Origin of the sequence: Pseudomonas yamanorum, assembly GCF_013386765.1 — a bacterium.
In the GTDB taxonomy this organism is placed as follows: domain Bacteria; phylum Pseudomonadota; class Gammaproteobacteria; order Pseudomonadales; family Pseudomonadaceae; genus Aquipseudomonas; species Aquipseudomonas yamanorum_A.
The window spans coordinates 77,169-97,799 of record NZ_JACARE010000023.1; the positions used below are offsets into that span (position 1 = coordinate 77,169).

Genomic DNA, 20,631 nt, shown 5'->3' on the forward strand with positions numbered 1-20,631 from the left:
AGTGGCAGCAAAAGCCTTTCGCTCGCGGTATCAGGCCGTGTAGCGTTAACCCGGCGATAAAGGCTACGGCCGGGTGTTATTTTGCGACCCTGGCATCAGGGACCGAGGGACAGGTGATGGCGCAAACGCTGTTCAAGCTTTTCTTCACCCAGCGACTGGCGGCTTTGGCCAGCACCGAGTCGTTGCGGGCCATACGCGAGGGGCTGTTGTGGATCCTGCCGTGCCTGTTGGTGTCGGCGGGTTTCCTGATCTTGTCCGAATGCGCCCGCGTGCTGGGTTTCGACCCGCAGGTGGTGGCCTTCCTGGCCGGGTTGCACAATAAGATCAGCTCGGTGATCCCGTTGCTGGTGGCCGCTTCCATCGGTTACATGCTCGCGATTCAATACCGCCTGCCGCAGTTGCCGGTAGCGTTTCTGTGCCTGGCCCATGTGGTGATTGCGACGTATGTGCTGCGGGATTTTCCCCGCGCCTCGGCGACCTTCGTGCTGTTTATCGCGATTGCCTCGCCGCTGCTCAACGTGCCGGTTATCGCCTGGCTGCACCGGCGCCGCTGGACCCGGTTGGTCAATGAAGACCTGGTGGGACACAACCTCAAGGGCACCATCAATATGGTGGTACCGGGGGCGATCACCGCGCTCGGGCTGGTGCTTGTGCTGTCGTTGCTGCTGCAGATTCCTCAGGTGGCGCAGCTTCAGGGCCCACAGGTGCTCGATGCGCTGCAGTCGCCCTATGGCACCGGCCTGTTTGTGACCCTGATGAATTCGCTGCTGTGGTTTTTCGGCATCCATGGTGTCTACGCCATGCAGCCGTTGTTTGATGTGCTGGACCAGGCCGTTGTGCTCAACAACGCGGCGCTGGCGGCAGGCGAACCGATCAAATATGTGTTGAACGGCGGCTTGCTGGGCAGCTTTGCGTTTATCGGTGGCTCCGGCGGTGCGTTGAGCCTGCTGCTGGCGATCCTGGTGTTTTCCAGGAGCCAGTCCATGCGATTGGTGGCGATAGCCAGCCTGCCGCTGTCCTTGTTCAATGTCAGTGAAGTGCTGTTGTTTGGCCTGCCGATTATCCTCAACCCACGCCTGTTCATTCCCTTTCTGCTGGTGCCGGCGTCCAACGCGATGCTGGCGATCACGGTGGTGCAGTTGGGCTGGGTGTCGCCCGCAGTGGTCAGCGTGCCGTTCACCGCGCCGGTGTTGCTCAACGCTTACCTGAGTACCCATGGTGACCTGGCGGCGGTGTTGCTGCAGGTGGTGTTGCTGGGGGTTGGCACGCTGATTTATGCGCCCTATGTGCGGGCGATTCATCGCCAGGCTACGGAAGGCGGCACAGTGTATTTGAAGTCGCTGGACATGACCTTTCGCGGCCTGGAAGAAAAAGGGCGCTTGCTGGAACTGGACCCGGTGATGGCCTCCCACAAGGCCCAGGCGCGCCAGGCCAGCGAGTTGAGCCACATCCAGCAGATCTGCGACTATGAGTTTTACCTTGAATTCCAGCCGCAGATTTCGACCCGGACCGGGCTCTGCACCGGTTGCGAAGCCTTGATGCGCGCCCGGGATGCCGAGGGCACGGTGCATTCGCCGTGGGAGTTCCTGCAATGGTTGGCTCATGCCCGGCTGATGCCCGACGTGGATGTGTGGGTCGCGTCCCAGGCGGTGCGCCAGTATCAGAAATGGCAGAAGGTCGGCTTTGGGTTGCCGATGACGATCAATATCTCCAGCGCCACGCTCACCACCCCGGCGTACGGTGACCGGCTGGTGGAGATCCTGGCCCAGGCCCATGGACAAATCTCGGTGGAGATCACCGAGGATGCCTTGATCGGAGATATCCAGGGCACGCGGCAAATGATCGAGAAGCTGCAGGCGATTGGCGCCAAGGTCTACATCGACGACTTTGGCACCGGGTTTTCGGCGCTGAGTTATCTGCATCAGTTCCCGGTGGATTTCATCAAGATCGATCGCAGTTTCGTGGTGGCCCAGCATGATCCGAAGGGCGCCCAGGTGTTGACCGGGATGCTGCGGTTTTGTGAGGCGTTGAACCTCGGTGTGGTGGTCGAAGGCGTAGAAACCGCCGAGCAACTGGCGTTTCTGCAATCGGGCTCGGAGTTGATCATCCAGGGCTGGTATTTCAGCAAGGCGTTGCCAGGAGATGAACTGGAGCGGTTTGTGCGCGGGCGCTATAACCAGATGCAGCCTAGCGCTCCAGAACCCCTCTGAAGGTTGCACTCAAGGCCCGTAACGTCTCGCGAGAGCGGCCATCACTGATCCGGCTATGCAGCACGATTTCACTGACGGGCAACGCCGGTAATCCGTACTGTTCACTCACGTCTACCGCACCTGCGGGTGCCACCCGCCGGGCCAGTGCGGCCACGCCCAGGCCGGCACTCACTGCCGCACCCACGGCCATGACGCCGCCGCCGACAAACACTTCGGTCCAGTCAATCCGCGCCTCATCCAGCGCCCGCACTGCCAGGTGCCGCACGCCGCAGGGCGAGGCCATGGTCGCCATGCGCAGGGGCGCGCCGGGCGTGTGCTGCCAGGTCGGTGCGGCGAACCAGCCAAAGCGCTCCACCACCAACACTTCACCGTCCTGGCGGTCGCCTTCGTTGCGCACGATCACGGCGTCCAGTTCGTCGCGGTCGAACGCGGCGACCAGGTCCCGGGACGAGGCAATCCGCACCTCCAGGATCACCAGCGGGTCGTACGCCGCCAGGCGGCTGAGCCACAGCGGCAGGTCCGGCCCGGCCACATGGTCGCTGATGCCGATCACCAGCCGTCGCGGTGCGCCGTTGCCCATGTCACCCAATGCCCGTTCGTGAGCGTTGAGCAGCGCACGGGCGGCAACGATGAACTGCTCGCCCTGGGGCGACAGCCGTACGTGACGTGGCGTGCGCACCAGCAGGCGGTAACCGAGGCGCTCTTCCAGGCGCTTGAGCTTGAGGCTGATGGCGGCCTGTGAAGTATCCAGGGCCTGGGCCGCTCGGGTGAAGCTGGCGAAATCAGCCACCAGGACAAAGGCATGCACGGTGTCGATATCCAGCGGTTTGAGTGCGTCGCTCATTTCAGTTCCTTATCACACTTATATCGGGTGATATCTTGCTGAAATCATGGCCGCTGCGCAAGCTGGTCACTCATCTGAACAGGAGCGCCATGATGTTTGCCAAACAGTATTCACACCGCTTGCCAGCCGATTACGACATGGGTGTCATCCGCGAGCGGGCCGCCCGCCTGGGGCCGTTGTGGGATCACACCGAGGGTTTGCTGTTCAAGGCGTTTATCGCCCAGGAGCGAGGGCAGGCGCCGGGCGTGGGCAACCTGTATTCGTCGGTTTATCTCTGGTCGGACCCGTTGCAGGCTGCGGACTTTTTACTCGGCGAGCGCTTTCAGAAGGTCCTCGACAGTTTTGGCCAGCCGCACATTGAGTCCTGGTTGCCGCTGGATGTGCAGCGAGGCCCGGCGCAAACCGCCTTGAGCCTGTATCGGGAGGAGTGGGCGCTGGCGCCGGGAGCGGATCGTGGGCAGGTCCTGGCCGCAGAAAAGGCGCGCAACCAGCAGATTGCGGACAGCAGCGATAACTTCGCGGTGTTTCTGGCGCTGGATGTACAGGCGTGGAAGCTGGTGCGGATTACCTTGTCGGGCAAGGCGCTGGATGTGAATCACCCGGGCAGCGGCTACGAGGTGTTTTACCTGGCGCGACCAGGCGTGTGATTGCCGGTAGCCGCCGATCCGTCGGCGGCGACCGCTGCCATCAGGAGTTGAGGCGCGCCTGAGGCTGGCTCAGCTTGCGCTCGGCCACGGCGCCGAACACCAGGCCCAGGGTGGTCCACAGCACCAGTTGAATGCCCAGGGAGGCTACGCGGAATTTCCACAGCAACACGGCCGAGAATTGCTCCGGCACTTCGTTGATGGTCGGGAACAGGCTGCCGGCCACCGAGACGATCACGATGTACAACACCACACCCAGAATCGCACCGGTCCATATGCCTCGACTGGCAATCAACTTGCGCGCAGCGTTGATTGCAATCACCGCAGCCGCCACCGACACCAGCAGCATCAGGAAGAACAGCTTGGTGCGTTGCGCGATGGTCGCCGGGTCACCCACCGATGGCGGGTTGGCCGGGTATTTCAGCCCGGGCACCACGATGATCGTCACAAACGCCGCCAAGGCCAGCAGCGCCGCCAGGCCACGGGGCCCAACCTTGCCGATGCGGCCCAGGGAGTAGGCGAACACCAGGGCGAAGATGCCGCCCAGGGACACGCTGTACACCACCACACCGGTGAACAGGCCAAAGGTACTTTGTACTTCGCGGCTCACCAGTTCTTCTTCCGGCGCGTCGCCGTGCATCTGTGCCATCTGATCTTCGAAGGCGATGGCCTTGTCGATCTGCGGCTCACCAAAGGTCTTGGCGAAACCGAAGGCCAGGATGCCCGCGAGCAAGCCCACCAGCATCCCGCGAACGAGTAAATGCCCTGTCATGTCGTCACGCTCCAATCAATGGCAGGGGAAACCCAGCAGGTGACGACCGTCGTGCACAAACTCATGCACGTACATGCCTTTGAACACGGCGGTTGCGCCTTGCTCGGCGCCGACGAAGTAAATCGCCAGCAACAGCAGCAGGCCGCCGAAAATCGCCCAGGGCAGGATTTCGCCCAGGGGAATGGACGGGATTGAAACGTCGGAATCAGTTGCAGCGGTATAAGCCATGAGAACCTCCAGGGATGACGCGTCCCGAAATGGATAGCGAGTTGGCTGAAACAGGGTCTGGCTTACGGCTATCAGGCCGAATACAGTGGCGCGACCGCGCCGGCATTGAACCGGCTTCCTGTTGCAGAATAGTTGAAACATATTGAAACAACTTCGCGAGTCTACGCTGACTGCACCTTAAAACCAGAGCGATTTGTCATGCAGGCCACCCGTTTGACCCTAGTTTCCCATGCCAGCACCCGTGCCCAGAAGCGTGCACGCTTTGCGCTGGATGAGCCGGTGGAGATGGACTGGCAGCAGGCCGCGTTGTCCCAGGCGCAGCGTTTCAAGCGCGCGCCCCTTGTGGTGTGTGGCCCGGAGGCACGAACCCGGCAGACGGCCACGCTGTTTGCCGCCGACGCTTCGGTTGAAACAGCCCTGCGCGATTGTGATTTCGGCCACTGGCAAGGGCTGGCCATTGATGAGATCCAGCAGGCCGAACCGCAGGCACTGCAGGCCTGGCTGACCGACAGCACCTCGGCGCCCCACGGCGGTGAGTCGGTGGTGCAGTTGTGTGAACGGGTAGGGCAGTGGTTGCAGTCCCTTGAGCAAACACCCGGGCATGTACTGGCCGTGACCCACCCATTCGTCATCCGCGCGGCGCTGTTGCACGTCATGCAATGCCCGCCCGCACTGTTCAACCTGATCGACGTGGAGCCGCTGTCATCCACCGAACTGCGCTTCAACGGCCGTTGGCGACTGCGCCTGGAAACTCACGCCTGACGCCCCGAACATGGCAAAATCCGCTCCCCGCACCGAGCACACCCATGAAGACTTACCCATGAAACGCATCCTGATCATCGGCATTGGCGCCGGCAACCCCGACTACATCACGATGCAGGCGGTCAAGGCGCTCAACCGCACCGACGTGTTTTTCCTGATGGACAAGGGCCAGAGCAAGGACAAGCTGATCGACCTGCGCCGGGAAATCTGCGAGACCTACATCACCGATCATGCCTACCGCTTTGTCGAGGCCGATTGCCCCGAGCGGGTGCGCGGTGACATCGACTACACCACCGCCGTCAAGGACCTGAACCGCGACAAGCAGCAGACCTTCGAGCGGATGATCAACGAAGAAATGGCTGACGGCGAAGTCGGTGCGTTCCTGGCCTGGGGCGACCCGGCGCTGTACGACAGCACCATTCGGATCCTGCAGGCGATTCTCGCCAGTGGCAGTTGCACGTTCGAGTTTGAGGTGATCCCGGGGATTACCAGCGTCCAGGCCCTGGCGGCCCAGCACAAGGTGCCGTTGAACCGCATCGGGCGCTCCATCGAAATCACCACCGGGCGCCGGTTGGCGGCGGGGCAGGCGAGTGATGCCGATACCCTGGTTGTCATGCTTGATGCCGAAGATTCCTACCGCACCGTGGCCGATCAAGACCTGGATATCTACTGGGGCGCCTACCTGGGCACGCCGGATGAAATCCTGATCAGCGGCAAAGTCGCCGAGGTGGCCGAAGAGATCGAACGGGTGCGCAAGGCGGCGCGCCAGGCCAATGGCTGGATCATGGACACTTATCTGTTACGCAAACCCTAGAGGTTGATGCCCATGCTCAAACTGATCGCCCTGACGCTGGCGCTGTTTGCCAGTGCTGCCCATGCCGAAGCCGAATTGCATACGGACTTGCCGCTGCCGTATCTGGAACAGACCCAGAGCGATGCGCGCAACGAGCCACTGGTGATCTTCCTGCATGGTTATGGCAGTGATGAGGCGGACTTGTTCGGGCTCAAGGACCGCTTGCCGTCGACCTGGACCTACCTGTCTGCGCGGGCACCGATGCCGGTGGAAGGCGGCGGTTATCGCTGGTTTCGCAAGAAGCCGGGAGACGGCGACTTTGATGGCGAGACCGCCGATCTGCAGAGCAGCGCCAAGCTGATCGAAGACTTCGTCGCACAGGCCACCACCAAGTACCACACCCAACCTGAGCGGGTGTTCCTGGTGGGGTTCAGCCAGGGTGCAATCATGTCCTATGAGGTGGGATTACGGCACCCCGAAACCCTGCGCGGGATTGCGGCATTGAGTGGCAGCGTGCTGCCGGTGCTCAAGGCTGAGCTCAAGCCGGATGCGCGACTGGGCAAGCTGGCGATTTTCATCGGCCACGGGACGTTGGACCAGGCGCTGCCTTACTACTCGGCCACGCGGGCCAATGAGGTGTTGGTGGGGATTGGTCTCAAGCCGGAATTCCATGGCTACCCCGGGATGATTCATACCGTCGGCGAGGCGGAATTGCTGGACTTGAAAAACTGGCTGGAAAACAGCCTGCGATAAAAATGTGGGAGCTGGCTTGCCTGCGATAGCGGTGTATCAGTCGCCAAAAACAGTGACTGGTCAATCGCTATCGCAGGCAAGCCAGCTCCCACATTAGATTTTTATTGTCAGGTAAATCGGGTTATTTACCGCCGATAATCTGTTTCACCAGCAGCGCATGGCCTTTCTCATCATCCGCCCGGGAAATCGCCTGCACCACCAGCTGGTGGCTGCCGGAGCCGGTGAGGAAGGTGGAACTCAGTGTCTTGCCGCCGCCCATGGTCGCGGTGCTGTCCACCTGGCGCAGGGCCAGGCCCTTGACGGTGAGTTTCTTCTCGGCGCCTTTCTTGAAGTCCGGCAGGGCAGCGCTTTGCTCCTTGACGAAATCCGCCACGGCGCCGTCGAGGAACTGCGGGTCGTTGTCTTTGATCAGGCCGGCGGCACTCGGTTTTTCGACAACGAAGATCACGCTTTTGGTGGCCTGGTCGCTGTACATCGTGCCGGTGGCGCCTGCGGTGCCGTGTTCGGCATCACCGGCTGGCAGCGGGTCGGCCAGGTAGGATTTTGGCAGGTTGAAGCTGAACTTGCCGTCCAGGGTGGAGATGGTCTGGGTGGCGGTTTTCTGCGCTGCAGGCTTGCTGGCGGCGAGGACTTGGCTGGCGCCGAAGCCGGCGGCCAGCGCGAGGGCCAAGAGGGCTGCGGTCTTGCTGAGGGTGGCCATGAAGCTCTCCAGGGATGAACGAAATTGCGCCGTATTCTGTCAGAAAATTCGCAAGATCGTTCATCTCCATCCCTACACCTTGTCGGACTCCTCCTCGAGTCGGTCCATCTCAAACAACCGCGCCAATTCTGTCCGGGCTTCCTGGGCAGATTGCATCACCTTGGCTGCATCGTCGTATACCGCGTGTTGGGCCGCCAGCAATTGCAGGTCATGGTTTTTGAAGCGACTGATGCGCGCATCGGCCTGGGCTTGGGTCAAGCCAAGGCCCACCAGGGTGCGGCGGCTCATTTCCAGGCTGGAGTAAAACGTCTCGCGCACCGGTGATGCGTCGAGGTCCACCAGGCGGTGCACGTGTTGGCGGTTACGGGCGCGGGCGATGATTTTCATGTGGGGGTAGAGGCTGCGCACCAACTCGGCGGTCTTGATGTTGATTTCGGGGTCGTCCATGGCGATCACGAAGAATTCGGCCTGGTCGACCTTCGCCGCGTGGAGGATTTCCGGGCGCTGGGGGTCGCCGTAGAACACCGGCATGCCGCCGAAACTGCGGGTCAGCTCGATGGTTTCCACCGAGGTGTCGAGGGCGATAAACGAGATATTCTGCGCCCGCAGGATCCGCGCCACGATCTGCCCCATTCGGCCCATCCCGGCGATCACCACCCGTGGCGCATCGCTTTCGATGGCGCGGTATTCCTCGGGCACTTCCACCGGCTTGGCCTTGGGCTTGAACAGCTTCGGGCAGAGCAACAGCAGCAATGGCGTCACGGCCATGGACAGGGTGATGGTCAGCACCAGGATGTCGTAGAGGTGCGGCTCGAACAGCCCTTGGTCGCGGCCGATCTTGAATACCACGAAGGCGAATTCACCACCGGCCGCCAGCACCACGCCCAGGCGCAGTGCGCTTTCGCGGTTCAGGTCACCGGCCAGGCGCCCCACGCAAAACAGCAGCGGCAGCTTGATGGCGATCAGCAGCAGGGTCAGGCCCAGCACGATCACTGGCGCGCTGAACAGCAGGCTGATATTGGCGCCCATGCCCACGCTGATAAAAAACAGCCCCAGCAGCAGGCCCTTGAACGGTTCGATCTGCGACTCCAGCTCGTGCCGGTATTCGGAATCTGCCAGCAGCAGCCCTGCGAGGAACGCGCCGAGGGCCATGGACACGCCCACCAACTCCATCAACCACGCAGTGCCGATCACTACCAGCAACGCCGTAGCAGTGGAGACTTCCCGCAGGCCGGTCTTGGCCACGATGCGAAATACCGGGCGCAACAGATAGCGCCCGCCGATGATCACCACGGCGATACTGCCCAATATTTCCAGGCCGTGTTGCAGGCCTTGGGAGGTGGTGGTGGGGTGATCGCTGCCGGCGAGCAGCGGCACCATGGCAATCAGCGGGATGGCCGCGATGTCCTGGAACAACAGGATGGCAAAGGCCAGGCGCCCGTGGGGCTGGTTGAGTTCCTTGCGCTCGGCCAGGCTTTGCAGGCCGAATGCGGTGGAGGAGAGCGCCAGGCCAAGGCCCAGCACAATCGCGCTGTTCCAGGATTGACCAAACACGAACAGCGCTACCACGCCGATCACAGTGCCCGTCAACAGCACCTGCGCCAGACCCACACCGAATACCGCCTTGCGCATCACCCACAAGCGTTTCGGCGATAACTCCAGGCCAATGATGAACAGCAGCAACACCACCCCAAGCTCGGAAAACTGGCTGACGCTTTGCGGGTTGCCCACCAGGCCCAGCACCGACGGGCCGATGATCACCCCGGCCAGCAAGTAACCCAGCACGGCGCCCAGTTGCAGGCGCTTGGCCAGTGGCACGGTCAGTACGGCGGCGAACAGGAACACAACCGCCGCTTGTAACAGGTTGCCTTCATGGGGCATTGGGGACTCCAGGATCTTTTTGCTGAATCAACAGGTTTTACTGTAGGAGCGAGCTTGCTCGCGAGGGTCGTTAACGATGACGCTGACTGTCTGAATACACGCGGTGCCTTAGCGTTTTTCGCGAGCAAGCTCGCTCCTACAGGGGTAACACAGGGCGCTATTAGAGCGCTTTTTTACGTTTTGAAATCTGAATTTTTGCAGAGTCGAAGGCTTTCGCTTCAGCGTTCATTGGAGCGCGCCCGGTTCTTACGAGGCAATCGCGAAAGTATTAATACCATTTATTTCAATGGCTTTTATGTACCCGGCTAACGTTTTGACAAACAGGATCAGTTGTCACCACGGTCAGGTATTTCGAAGTCGATGCGTGTTTGGATCTGTATTTGGGGCTTCTACGCATTCATGGATGAAAGGCTTTGACCACAAAGGAGTTTCACGTGGACAGAAGACTTGCTACTGCCGCTATACCTCGTATTTCTCCTCTGAATCTTGCTATTCGCCTGGGTATTGCTGGCCTGGTTCTTGGCTTGGCGAGCCCGGACGCGTTGGCTGCCTGTACGCCTGCAAGTCCCTCGGTCGGCGCCACGGTCACGTGCACCGGCGTGCCGACTTTGCCGCTGTTCTTGAATACCTTTGCCAGCGCGGTCAACAACCTGACGGTTAACGTCAACAGCGGTGCGCAGATGAATGCCACCCTGGGCGGCCAGGCGCTCAATCTCATCGGCAACAACCTCACCTTCAATAACTCGGGCACCGTTGATCCTGCACTGCTCGGGGCATTCGGGATGTTGAGCACCGGGTTGATGGTGGGTAACGGGAACGCCTCGACGGTGAACATCAACAACACCTTGACCGGGATCATTCGCGGTACCGGTGATGTGTTGGGTTTGAACCTGACGACCCTTGCCGGCATGGCGATGGACGTGGTCAATGGCGCCGGGGGGGTCACCAACATCACCAACAATGGTGCCATTGGTTCCACGGCACTGCTTAACCTGACGCTGTTTGCCTCAGACACTCCGGTGGTGGCTGTACAGGGTGGCTCGCAAGTCAACATGGTCAACAATGGCACGCTCACCGGGCGTGTCGCCTTCGAAACATCGAGTACCGGCAACACCTTCATCAACACGGGGGCCATTTCCGGCGGCGTCTCCATGGGGGCCGCCAGCAGCAACACATTTACCGCCGTCACCGGTTCGACCATCACCAGTGGGGGGGGCGTCGGACTCAGCCTTGGTGGCCTCATCGGTGTCAACCTGACGTTTGCGCCGACGGGCCAGGTGGATGGCGGCGCGGGCGGGAACAACTCGCTGATCCTGCAAAACACCATCGGGGTCGGCGGTGGTACGTCCGGCACGGGCACGGTGTCCAGCGCCAACTACGTCAACTTCAACAACCTGACGCTCAACAGCGGCACCTGGACGCTCCAGGGGCCGGTGGTCAGTGGCAGCACGACCCTCAACGGCGGGGTTGCCCAATTCAACAATAGCCAGGCGTTTGGCAGCGGCGTACTCACCTCCAATGGTGGCGCGCTGCAGGCGAGCACCGGCGGCTTGAGCCTCAGCAACCTGATCAACCTTGGGGCCAGCGGCTTGACCCTGCAAGGCACCAATGCCATCACCCTGGGCAACGTGGTCTCGGGGCAGGGCGGCTTGACCAAGAACGGCACCGGGCAGTTGGTGCTCAGTGGCGCCAACACCTACCTGGGCAACACCAGCCTCAATGGCGGCTCCGTACAACTGGGCAATAACCTGGCCTTCAGCACCGGCACCGTGACCGTCGGTGGCTCGACGGTGCTCCAGGCACCGGGCACCATCACGTTGAACAACGCGCTGGTGCTGAATTCCGCCGTTGGCACCAGCGGTGTCGGCAGCCTCACCCTGGCCGGTGCCGTCAGCGGTGCCGGCGGGATCTCCAAGAACGGCAGTGGCAGCCTGACCCTCAGCGCCGCCAACACCGGCTACACCGGCAGCACCGATCTGAACGCTGGCACATTGATTGTCAGCAACAACAACTCCCTGGGTTCCGGTTCCCTGAACGTCAACGCCGCTGCCAGCCTGGACAGCACCGGCGCCGTGGCGCTCGCCAACAACATTGGGCTCAACGGTAACTTGACCCTGCTCGGCAGCAATGCCCTGACCCTTGGTGGCGTGATCTCCGGGGCCAGCGGGCTGGTCAAGAATGGCAGCGCGACCCTGACGCTGACGGGCAACAACACCCAACTCGGGCCGACCGCACTCAATGCCGGCACACTGCAGGTGGGCAGCAACACGGCACTGGGGACCGGCGCGCTCAATACGGCCGCTGGCACCACGCTGGACGCCACGGCGGCGGTGACCCTGGCCAATGCTGTCAACATGGCCGCCGACCTGATCATCGGTGGCACCCAGGCGCTGAGCCTCAATGGCATCGTCAGCGGTCTTGGCGCCGGCCTGATCAAGAACGGTACGGCGGCACTGAGCCTCGGTGGCGCCAATACCTACACCGGCAACACCTCACTCAACGCCGGTTCGCTGATTGTGGGGTCCAACACCGCGCTGGGCGCGGGCGGAACCTTGAACACCGCCGCCGGCACCTCGCTGGACGCAAGCACTGCCGTTACCCTGGCCAATGCGGCCAACATCACCGGTAACCTGAACATCGGCGGGACCGCTGACCTGACCCTTGGCGGCCTGGTCGGAGGCAGCGGAGGCCTGACCAAGAACGGTACGGCCAAGCTGATCCTCAATGGTGCCAATACCTTTCTCAGCGGTGTCACACTCAACGCGGGTACGCTCACCGCCGGCAATAACGCAGCCCTGGGCGTCGGCAACCTGACCGTCAGCGGCGCCGCGACCCTCGACAGCAATACCAATGTGACCCTGGGCAATAACGTTGCGCTGAATGCCGACCTGAGCGTGGCGGGCAGCAACGCTTTGACCCTGGGTGGGGTGCTGGCCGGCACCGGTCAGTTGATCAAGAACGGCGCGGCCAACCTGACCCTCAACGGTGTGAACACCTACAGCGGCGGCAGTACCCTTAACGCCGGCACCCTGACGTTGGGCAATGGCGCGGCGCTGGGCACCGGAGCATTGACCGTGGGCGGCGCCAGCAGCCTCAACGGCACCGGTGCGCTGGTGTTGAGTAATGCGATCAACCTCAATGCCAACCTGACTGCCGGCGGGGCCAACCCGTTGACCCTCGGTGGGGTGATCGCCGGCACCGGCGGCCTGATCAAGACCGGCGCTTCGAGCCTGACCCTCAATGGCAACAACACCTATACCGGCACCACGGCGCTCAATGCCGGAACCTTGATTGTCGGTTCCAATACCGCGCTGGGCACGGGCGCGTTGAACGCGGCCAACGGCAGCACGCTGGACGCCGACGCTGCCATCACCCTGGCCAATGCCCTCAACCTCGGCGGCAACCTGACCATCGCGGGCAGCAACGCACTGACCCTCGGCGGCAACGTCAACGGCATCGGTGGCTTGACCAAGAACGGCGCGGCCGACCTGACGCTCAACGGGACCAACAACTACCTCGGCGACACGACGCTCAACACCGGCAAGATTATCGTCGGCGCCAATAACGCGTTGGGCTCGGGCGTGCTGAGTACGGGGATCAATACCAGCCTGGACGCCAGTACCGCCGTCAGCCTGGGTAACCAGATCAGCATGACCGGCCCGCTGACCATCGGCGGTAGCGCCGACCTGACCTTGGGCGGTGTCATCAGCGGCAACGGTAACCTGGTGAAAAACGGCGCGGCCAACCTGATCCTCAACGGCGCCAATACGTTTATCGACGGCACCGGATTGAATGCCGGTACCCTGACCGTCGGCAACAACCTGGCCCTCGGCACCGGCAGCCTGGCAATCAACGGCGCGGCGACGCTGGACAGCAACGCCCCGGTGGCGCTGGCCAACAGCATCGCCCTCAACGCCGACCTCACCGTCGGCGGCACCCAAGACCTGACGCTGGGCGGCCTCATCGGCGGCAGCGGCCAGCTGATCAAGAACGGCGCGGCCAACCTGACCCTCAACGGTATCAACCTCTATAGCGGTGGCAGCACCCTCAACGCCGGCACCCTGACGCTGGGCAATGGCTCGGCGCTGGGCACCGGCAGCCTGACGGTAGGTGGCACCTCGACGCTGGACAACAGCGCGGCGATGACCGTGAACAACGGGATAGTGCTCAATGCCGATTTGAACGTGGCCGGCAACAATGACCTGGCGCTCGGCGGCGTGATCAGCGGCGCCGCTGCGTTGAATAAAAATGGCCTGGCCGACCTGACGCTCAGCGGCACCAACACCTTTACCGGCGCCCTGAATGTCCTGTCCGGCAGTGTCACCACCGCCAGCGCAGGCGCGTTGGGCAATACCTCGGGCGCGAATGTCAGCGCCGGTGCGTCGCTGATCATGGGCAGTGATGCCAGCCTCGCGACCCTTGCAGGCAGCGGTGATGTGCTGGTCAGCGGGAGCAACACGCTGTCGGTGGGTGGCCTCAATTCCACCAGCACCTTCGACGGCGGCCTGAGCGGCAGCGGTGCCCTGGCCAAGGTCGGCACCGGTACCCTCAACCTCACCGGCATCAATGGCCTCACCGGTGACACCAACGTGAATGCCGGCACCCTGAACCTCAGCGGCTCGCTGGGCAGTGCCAACGTCAACGTCAATACCGGCGGGACCTTCACTGGTACCGGTTCGGTGCTCGGTACGCTGAGCGTCAACAACGGCGGCCACCTGGCCCTGAGCAGCGGCAATACGCTGTCGGCCGGCTCGCTGGTGATGGCCGGCAACGGCAACCTGGACGTGGCGCTCGGCGCGCCATCCACCAACTCACTGCTCAACGTCGGCGGCAACCTGACCCTGGATGGCAACCTCAACGTGACCGATGCCGGTGGCTTCGGTGTCGGCGTGTATCGCCTGATCAACTACACCGGTGCACTTACCGACCTGGGGCTGAATGTGACCGGTGTGCCGGTGGGCTTCGGCCTCGGCGACCTGGTGGTGCAGACCTCGGTGGGCAATCAGGTCAACGTGCTGGTGTCTGCACCAAACGCCAACATCCGCTTCTGGGACGGCAGCCAGACCATCGCCAACGGCGTGGTGGACGGCGGCACCGGCACCTGGACGGCGGTCGGCACCAACTGGACTTCGGTCGACGGCTTGGTCAACCAGCCGTGGGCCGCCGACTTCGGCGTGTTCCAGGGGGCGGCGGGCACCGTCACGGTGGCGGGCACGCAAGCGTTCACCGGGCTGCAATTTGTCACCGATGGCTACAACCTGGTGGCGGGAGCGGCAGGGCAGTTGACGGCGGTGAACGGCACCGGCGGCAACACTGCGATTCGCGTCGACCCGGGCGCCACCGCCACCCTCGGCGTTGGCATTGACGGCACTGGTACCCTGGCCAAACTCGACAGCGGCACACTGGTGCTCAATGGCGCCAACACCTTCACCGGAGGCACCGAGCTGCAAGGCGGTACATTGGTGGTGGGCAGCAACACCGCCCTTGGTACCGGACAACTGAGCACTTCGACCGGCACCAGGCTGGACAGCAACACCGCCATCACCCTGGCCAACGGGGTGAGTCTGGGCGGCAACCTGACGGTGGGTGGCAGCAATGCGCTGACCCTCAATGGCGTGATTGCCGGTACCGGTGGCCTGGTGAAAAACGGCGCAGCCAACCTGACCCTCGGTGGCAACAATGCCTTCCTCGGCCCGGTGGCGCTGAATGCCGGCGGGCTGATCCTGGCGTCCAATACCGCACTGGGCAGCGGCACACTTAACGTGGCGGGCGGTACCACGCTGGACGCGGCCTCTGCGGTCAGCGTTAACAACGCGGTAAACCTCGCGGGCAATCTGGGCATCGGCGGCACGGCTGACCTGACCCTCGCCGGCGTCGTTAACGGCGCGGGCGGCCTGACCAAGAACGGCGCGGCCAACCTGACGCTAAGCGGCTTCAACAGTTTTCTCGGTGGTACCACGTTGAACGCCGGCACCTTGACTGCCGGGAGCAACTCGGCGCTGGGCCTGGGCAACCTGACGGTGGGGGGCGCTTCCAGCCTGGACAGCAGTACTGTGGTGAGCCTGGGCAATAACGTCGTGCTCAACGCGAACCTGGCGGTAGCCGGCAGCAACAACCTGACGCTCGCGGGTGTGATCAGCGGCGCCGGAGGCTTGGGCAAAAATGGCAACGCCAACCTGACACTGAATGGCATCAACACCTATACCGGCGGTACCACCCTGAACGCCGGCACCCTGACCCTCGGCACCGCGGCAGCACTCGGCAGTGGGGCGTTGACGGTGACGGGGCCTTCCACACTGGACAACAGTTCGGCGCTGGCGCTGGGCAACAACATCGCGGTCAACGACAACCTGAGTGTGGCCGGCAACAACAACCTGACCTTGACCGGCGTACTGGATGGCGCGGGCACCCTGACGAAAAATGGCGCGTCCGACCTGACCCTTGGTGGCAACAACACCTTCAGCGGCAACTTCGACGTGCTGGGCGGCAGCCTGACCACCTCAAGTGCCACGGCCCTCGGCAACAACGCCGGCTTGAACCTCGGTACCGGTACCCAACTCAACCTCGGCGCTTCCAGCAGCCTCGGTAGCCTCACCGGCAGTGGCACGGCACTGATCGGCGCCGGGAACACCCTCAGCCTGGGCGGTGGCAACCTGAGCAGCACCTTTGGCGGTGTGCTCGACGGTACCGGGCAGCTGAGCAAACTCGGCACCGGTACGTTGACCCTCAGCGGTATCAATACCCTGGCCGGCGACACCAGCATCAACGGTGGCACCCTGAATGTCAGCGGCTCCCTGGCCAGCGGCAACGTCGCGGTCAACAGCGGCGCGACGCTTACGGGCACTGGCAGCCTGGGAGGCGCCGTCACGGTGGCTGATGGCGGTCACCTCGCGGGCGCGACCGGCAGCACCTTGTCGGTGGGTTCGCTGGTGCTGTCGGGTAATTCCAACCTGGATGTCGGGTTGGGCACACCGGTCGCCGGCGGTGGCAACGCGCTGATCAATGTCGGCGGCAACCTGACCCTCGACGGCAACCTCAACGTCAGCGATATCGGCGGCTTTGGCAGCGGTGTGTATCGCATCATCAACTACACCGGCGGCTTGACCGATAACGGCCTGGTGGTCGGCACCGTGCCTGGCAGCGTGACGCCGGGGGATCTGCAAGTGCAAACGGCGCTGGCCAATCAAGTCAACCTGCTGGTGACGGCGCCGAACACCACGGTGCAGTTCTGGGATGGCAGCCAACTGGTGGGCGACGGCAGCATCAACGGCGGCAGCGGCACCTGGGGCACCGGCACCACCAACTGGACCAGTGTGGACGGCACTGTCAACCAGGCCTGGGGCAACAGTTTTGCGGTATTCCAGGGCACGGCGGGCACGGTCACGGTCAACGGCACGCAGAGCATTACCGGGCTGCAGTTCGCCACCGATGGCTACAGCCTGGTGAATGGCACGGCAGGCGCGTTGAACCTGGTCAATGGCGGCACGGGGAATGCGGCAATTCGCGTCGACCCCAACAACACCGCCACAATCGGTGTGGCCATCAACGGCGCCGGTACGCTGGGCAAATACGACACCGGCACCCTGGTCCTCAATGGCACCAATGGCTACACCGGCGGCACGGCGCTCAACGGCGGCAAGCTGGTGGTGGGCAACGACAGTGCGCTGGGGACCGGCGTATTGACCTCGGCCAACGGTACGGCGCTGGACAGCAACACAGCGGTCAACCTGGCCAATGCGGTGGTGCTGAACGGTGCCTTGAATGTCGCCGGTTCCAACGCCTTGACCCTGGGCGGCGTGGTCAGTGGCAGCGGCAGCCTGGTCAAGAGCGGCGCGGCCAGCCTGACCCTCAATGGCAACAACACCTACAGCGGCGGGACGCAGCTGGCGGCAGGTACGCTGGTGCTCGGCAATAACAATGCCCTGGGCAGCGGCACCCTTGGCGTTACCGGCAATGCAGTGCTCGACAGCACGGCGGCGCTGCAACTCAACAACGCGATCAACCTCGGTGCGCAACTGGCCCTCACGGGGACTCAAGACACCGTCCTCGGTGGTGTTATCAGTGGCACCGCCAGCCTGGTGAAAAACGGCACCGGCGCACTGCTGCTGACCGGCGCCAACACCTACAGCGGCGGCACCACCTTGAATGGCGGCACCACCACGGGTGACACCAGCAGCTTGCAGGGCGCGATCGCCAACAATGCGACCCTGACCTTCGAACAGGCGGCCGATGGCACCTACACCGGCAACCTCACCGGTGCCGGGGTGCTGAACAAAAACGGTACGGGCGACCTGCTGCTCAGTGGCAACAACGCCTTTACCGGCGATACCAACGTCAATGCCGGCGGCCTGCTGGTCAACGGCACCCTGAACAGTGCCAACGTGCTGGTCGGCAGTGGCGCGTCCCTGGGTGGTTCAGGCCAACTGGCGGGCACGGTGACCCTGGCAAGCGGCTCGACCCTGACCGCAGGCACCGGCGGTACGCCGTTGTCGGTCGGCGGCCTCAACCTGTCCTCGGGCACCAACCTGGACTTCAGCCTCGGCGCGCCGGGGGCTGCTACCTCGGTGGTGAATGTCGCGGGCAACCTGACCCTGGACGGCACACTTAACATTACCGACGCCGGTGGTTTCGGTACCGGGGTTTACCAGCTGTTCCGCTACGGCGGCAGCCTGACCGACAACGGCCTGGCGTACGGCACGTTGCCGTCGGGCATCCTGCCGGGGGCACTGACCTTGCAAACGGCGCTGGCCAATCAGGTCAACCTGTTGGTGCAAACCACACCGGGGCAAATCCAGTTCTGGAACGGCGGCACCACCAATCCTGATGGCACCATCACTGGCGGCAGCGGCACGTGGGGCCCAGGCACCAACTGGACCGATCCGAACGGCACCCAGGGCGAGGCGTCGACCAACCAGTTCGCGGTGTTTGGCGGCCAGGGCGGGACAGTGACAGTGGTGGGCACCCAGGGCTTTACCGGGGTGCAATTCCTCGACCCGAATTACTCGCTGGTGGCCGGTGCAGGCGGCAGCCTGAGCCCGACCAATGCTCCGGACGGCAGCCTGGCCACAGCGCGGGTGAATGCCGGCGTGACCACCCAGATTGATGCGCCACTGGTGGGCGCCGGCGGCATCAACAAACTGGATGCGGGCACACTGGTGCTGACGGGCGCCAACACCTACACCGGCGGCACCACCGTCAGTGGCGGGACCCTGGCCGGTAACACCACCAGCCTGCGGGGCAATATCCTCAACAACGCGCGGTTGCTGTTCACACAACTGAGCAGTGGCCAATTCAACGGTGTGCTGAGCGGCACCGGTGCGCTGGTCAAGCAGGGCGCGGGGACGCTGCTGCTCACCGGCAACCAGTCGTTCAGCGGAACGGTGGCGGTGGATCAGGGCGTGTTGCAAGTTGGCAACGCGGCCAATCCCAACGCCATCCTGGGTGGGCAGGTCACCGTGGCCAACGGTGCCGGGCTGACAGGTAATGGCAGTGTCGGCTCGCTGGTCAACCACGGTGCGGTGACGCCCGACAGCGGCAAATTGAGTGTTGCCGGCAACTTCACCAATGCCGCCGATGGCGCGCTGAACCTGGTCATCACTCCATCGGCCGCAGGCGCCCTGGCGGTTGGCGGCACGGCAAACCTGGCGGGCACGCTGAACGTGGTTAACCTGGCACCTTATGCCGGCCCCACCACCTACACCTTATTGACGGCGGGTGGCGGGGTAACGGGTACGTTTGCCAGCACCAACCTTGAGAACCTGGCGTTCCTCAATACCGCCCTCAGCTACACCCCGAATGAGGTCGCCCTGGCAGTCAGCCGCAATAACGTCAGCTATGCCAGCGTGGCAGCCACCGGCAATCAGCGGGCGGTCGCGGCGGCACTGGGCAGCGGGGCAGCAGTGGGCGGTGCAGCGGTGCAAAACGCGCTGCTTAACGGCAGTGCAGCCAGTGCCCGCGCCGCTTTCGATAACCTCTCGGGGGAAATTCACGCCAGCACCGCCAGCGCTTTGCTCGAAGACTCGCGTTACATCCGTGACGCGGTCAATGAGCGCCTGCGCCAACCGGGTTGCTACCGCCAGGACGATCCACGCAGCAGCCTGGCACCGAGCGAAAACCAGTTGAGCAGCGCCGGTTGCCAAGGCGAAATGGTCGGCTGGGCACGTGTCCTGGGCACCTGGGGCCATATGGGCGGCGACAGCAACACCGCCAACCTGGACCGCAACCTCGGCGGCTTCCTGCTGGGCACCGACAAGCAACTGGACGACGCCTGGCGCGCCGGTGTTGCCGCCGGCTACACCCGCAGCGACCTCGACGCCAAGCACCGCAACTCCAGCGCCGATGTCGACAGCTATCACCTGATGGCCTACACCGCGTACCAGCAGGAAGCCTTTGCCGCACGTATGGGCGTGGCCTACAGCTGGCATGACATCGAGAGCAAACGCGATGTGGCAGCTGGTGATGTAGGCCAACGCCTGAAGGCCGACTACAAGGCTCGCAGTGCGCAAGTGTTCGGTGAAGTCGGCTACACCATTCAAACCGCCAGTGTTGCCCTGGAACCGTTCGCCGGCCTGGCCTACGTCAACTACGACAGCGACACCATCAAGGAGAAGGGCGGCTCAGCGGCCCTGCGCGGTGATGCCGATCAAGACATTACCTTCTCCACGTTGGGCCTGCGTGTCGGCCAGACTCTCACCCTGGGCAACGGCTCGAAGATCACCCCGCGGGGCAGCATCGGCTGGCGTCATGCCTTCGGCGATACCCAGCCGGATGCCGACCTGAGCTTTATCAACGGCGGTGGAACTTCATTCAGCACCCAAGGCGTACCGATCGCCAAGGACAGCGCCGTGCTGGAAGCAGGCATCGACTATCAGATCAGCCCCAACGGCAAGCTTGGCCTGGGTTACTCCGGACAAGTCTCGCGCAACGACAAGGACCACGCGATGACCATCAGTTTCTCCCTCGGCTTCTGATCAAGGCCGGGTCCCTTCAACCGCCCGAAAGGGCGGTTTTTTTATGGGCGCTACCGTGCAGTTTGATCGTTCCT

At 63.2% G+C, this 20,631-nt stretch carries 11 protein-coding genes; 6 read left to right on the forward strand and 5 right to left on the reverse strand.

Annotation, left to right across the window (positions count from 1 at the left end; genetic code table 11):
* The first annotated feature begins 116 nt into the window (after positions 1–116).
* Positions 117–2,210 (forward strand): PTS sugar transporter subunit IIC/EAL domain-containing protein, encoded by a 2,094-nt coding sequence (locus tag HX875_RS18925; RefSeq protein ID WP_177044557.1) that lies wholly within the window; start codon positions 117–119, stop codon positions 2,208–2,210.
* Here the strand turns inward: HX875_RS18925 and HX875_RS18930 are convergent.
* Positions 2,188–3,054 carry a LysR family transcriptional regulator gene (locus HX875_RS18930; RefSeq protein WP_177044559.1) on the reverse strand — a complete coding sequence of 289 codons (867 nt, stop codon included), beginning with the start codon at positions 3,052–3,054 and terminating at the stop codon, positions 2,188–2,190. The two genes, HX875_RS18925 and HX875_RS18930, sit on opposite strands and share 23 nt — an antisense overlap.
* A gap of 92 nt (positions 3,055–3,146) precedes the next feature.
* Here HX875_RS18930 and HX875_RS18935 point away from each other — a divergent pair, with 92 nt between their 5' ends.
* Positions 3,147–3,701 carry a DUF4865 family protein gene (locus HX875_RS18935; RefSeq protein WP_177044717.1) on the forward strand — a complete coding sequence of 185 codons (555 nt, stop codon included), beginning with the start codon at positions 3,147–3,149 and terminating at the stop codon, positions 3,699–3,701.
* A 40-nt stretch (positions 3,702–3,741) separates the two neighbouring features.
* Here the strand turns inward: HX875_RS18935 and HX875_RS18940 are convergent, their stop codons facing one another.
* Together HX875_RS18940 and HX875_RS18945 are read right to left on the reverse strand one after the other, a co-directional pair.
* Complete coding sequence (locus tag HX875_RS18940; protein WP_177044560.1) at positions 3,742–4,470, reverse strand: CbtA family protein; 729 nt, start codon at positions 4,468–4,470, stop codon at positions 3,742–3,744.
* Positions 4,471–4,485: 15 nt separating this feature from the next.
* Complete coding sequence (locus HX875_RS18945; RefSeq protein WP_169388061.1) at positions 4,486–4,698, reverse strand: CbtB domain-containing protein; 213 nt, start codon at positions 4,696–4,698, stop codon at positions 4,486–4,488.
* A gap of 198 nt (positions 4,699–4,896) precedes the next feature.
* Here HX875_RS18945 and HX875_RS18950 point away from each other — a divergent pair, with 198 nt between their 5' ends.
* The 3 genes from HX875_RS18950 to HX875_RS18960 are packed head-to-tail and all read left to right on the forward strand — an operon-like array spanning position 4,897 to position 7,006.
* A complete protein-coding gene (locus HX875_RS18950) occupies positions 4,897–5,460 on the forward strand; it encodes a histidine phosphatase family protein (RefSeq protein WP_177044562.1) in 564 nt (187 codons plus the stop codon).
* Between the two features lie 58 nt (positions 5,461–5,518).
* Positions 5,519–6,274, forward strand: coding sequence for a precorrin-6A synthase (deacetylating) (gene cobF / locus HX875_RS18955; protein WP_177044564.1), 756 nt, complete (start codon positions 5,519–5,521; stop codon positions 6,272–6,274).
* 12 nt (positions 6,275–6,286) lie between these two features.
* Positions 6,287–7,006, forward strand: a complete 720-nt coding sequence (locus HX875_RS18960; protein WP_177044566.1) for an alpha/beta hydrolase — start codon at positions 6,287–6,289, stop codon at positions 7,004–7,006.
* Between the two features lie 121 nt (positions 7,007–7,127).
* Here the strand turns inward: HX875_RS18960 and HX875_RS18965 are convergent, their stop codons facing one another.
* Together HX875_RS18965 and HX875_RS18970 are read right to left on the reverse strand one after the other, a co-directional pair.
* Entirely contained in the window at positions 7,128–7,706 is a 579-nt protein-coding gene (locus HX875_RS18965; protein WP_177044568.1) for a hypothetical protein, read from the reverse strand.
* 72 nt (positions 7,707–7,778) lie between these two features.
* On the reverse strand, positions 7,779–9,587 hold the full coding sequence (locus tag HX875_RS18970; protein ID WP_177044570.1) for a monovalent cation:proton antiporter-2 (CPA2) family protein: 1,809 nt from the start codon (positions 9,585–9,587) through the stop codon (positions 7,779–7,781).
* 434 nt (positions 9,588–10,021) lie between these two features.
* Here HX875_RS18970 and HX875_RS18975 point away from each other — a divergent pair, with 434 nt between their 5' ends.
* Positions 10,022–20,557, forward strand: a complete 10,536-nt coding sequence (locus HX875_RS18975) for an autotransporter-associated beta strand repeat-containing protein (protein ID WP_177044572.1) — start codon at positions 10,022–10,024, stop codon at positions 20,555–20,557.
* The last annotated feature ends 74 nt before the right edge of the window (positions 20,558–20,631 follow it).

Excerpts from the sequence above, each read along its gene's own strand:
- HX875_RS18925 (WP_177044557.1), top strand. The coding sequence starts at position 117 with ATGGCGCAAACGCTGTTCAAGCTTTTCTTCACCCAGCGACTGGCGGCT.
- HX875_RS18930 (WP_177044559.1), bottom strand. The coding sequence starts at position 3,054 with ATGAGCGACGCACTCAAACCGCTGGATATCGACACCGTGCATGCCTTT.
- HX875_RS18935 (WP_177044717.1), top strand. The coding sequence starts at position 3,147 with ATGTTTGCCAAACAGTATTCACACCGCTTGCCAGCCGATTACGACATG.
- HX875_RS18940 (WP_177044560.1), bottom strand. The coding sequence starts at position 4,470 with ATGACAGGGCATTTACTCGTTCGCGGGATGCTGGTGGGCTTGCTCGCG.
- HX875_RS18945 (WP_169388061.1), bottom strand. The coding sequence starts at position 4,698 with ATGGCTTATACCGCTGCAACTGATTCCGACGTTTCAATCCCGTCCATT.
- HX875_RS18950 (WP_177044562.1), top strand. The coding sequence starts at position 4,897 with ATGCAGGCCACCCGTTTGACCCTAGTTTCCCATGCCAGCACCCGTGCC.
- cobF (WP_177044564.1), top strand. The coding sequence starts at position 5,519 with ATGAAACGCATCCTGATCATCGGCATTGGCGCCGGCAACCCCGACTAC.
- HX875_RS18960 (WP_177044566.1), top strand. The coding sequence starts at position 6,287 with ATGCTCAAACTGATCGCCCTGACGCTGGCGCTGTTTGCCAGTGCTGCC.
- HX875_RS18965 (WP_177044568.1), bottom strand. The coding sequence starts at position 7,706 with ATGGCCACCCTCAGCAAGACCGCAGCCCTCTTGGCCCTCGCGCTGGCC.
- HX875_RS18970 (WP_177044570.1), bottom strand. The coding sequence starts at position 9,587 with ATGCCCCATGAAGGCAACCTGTTACAAGCGGCGGTTGTGTTCCTGTTC.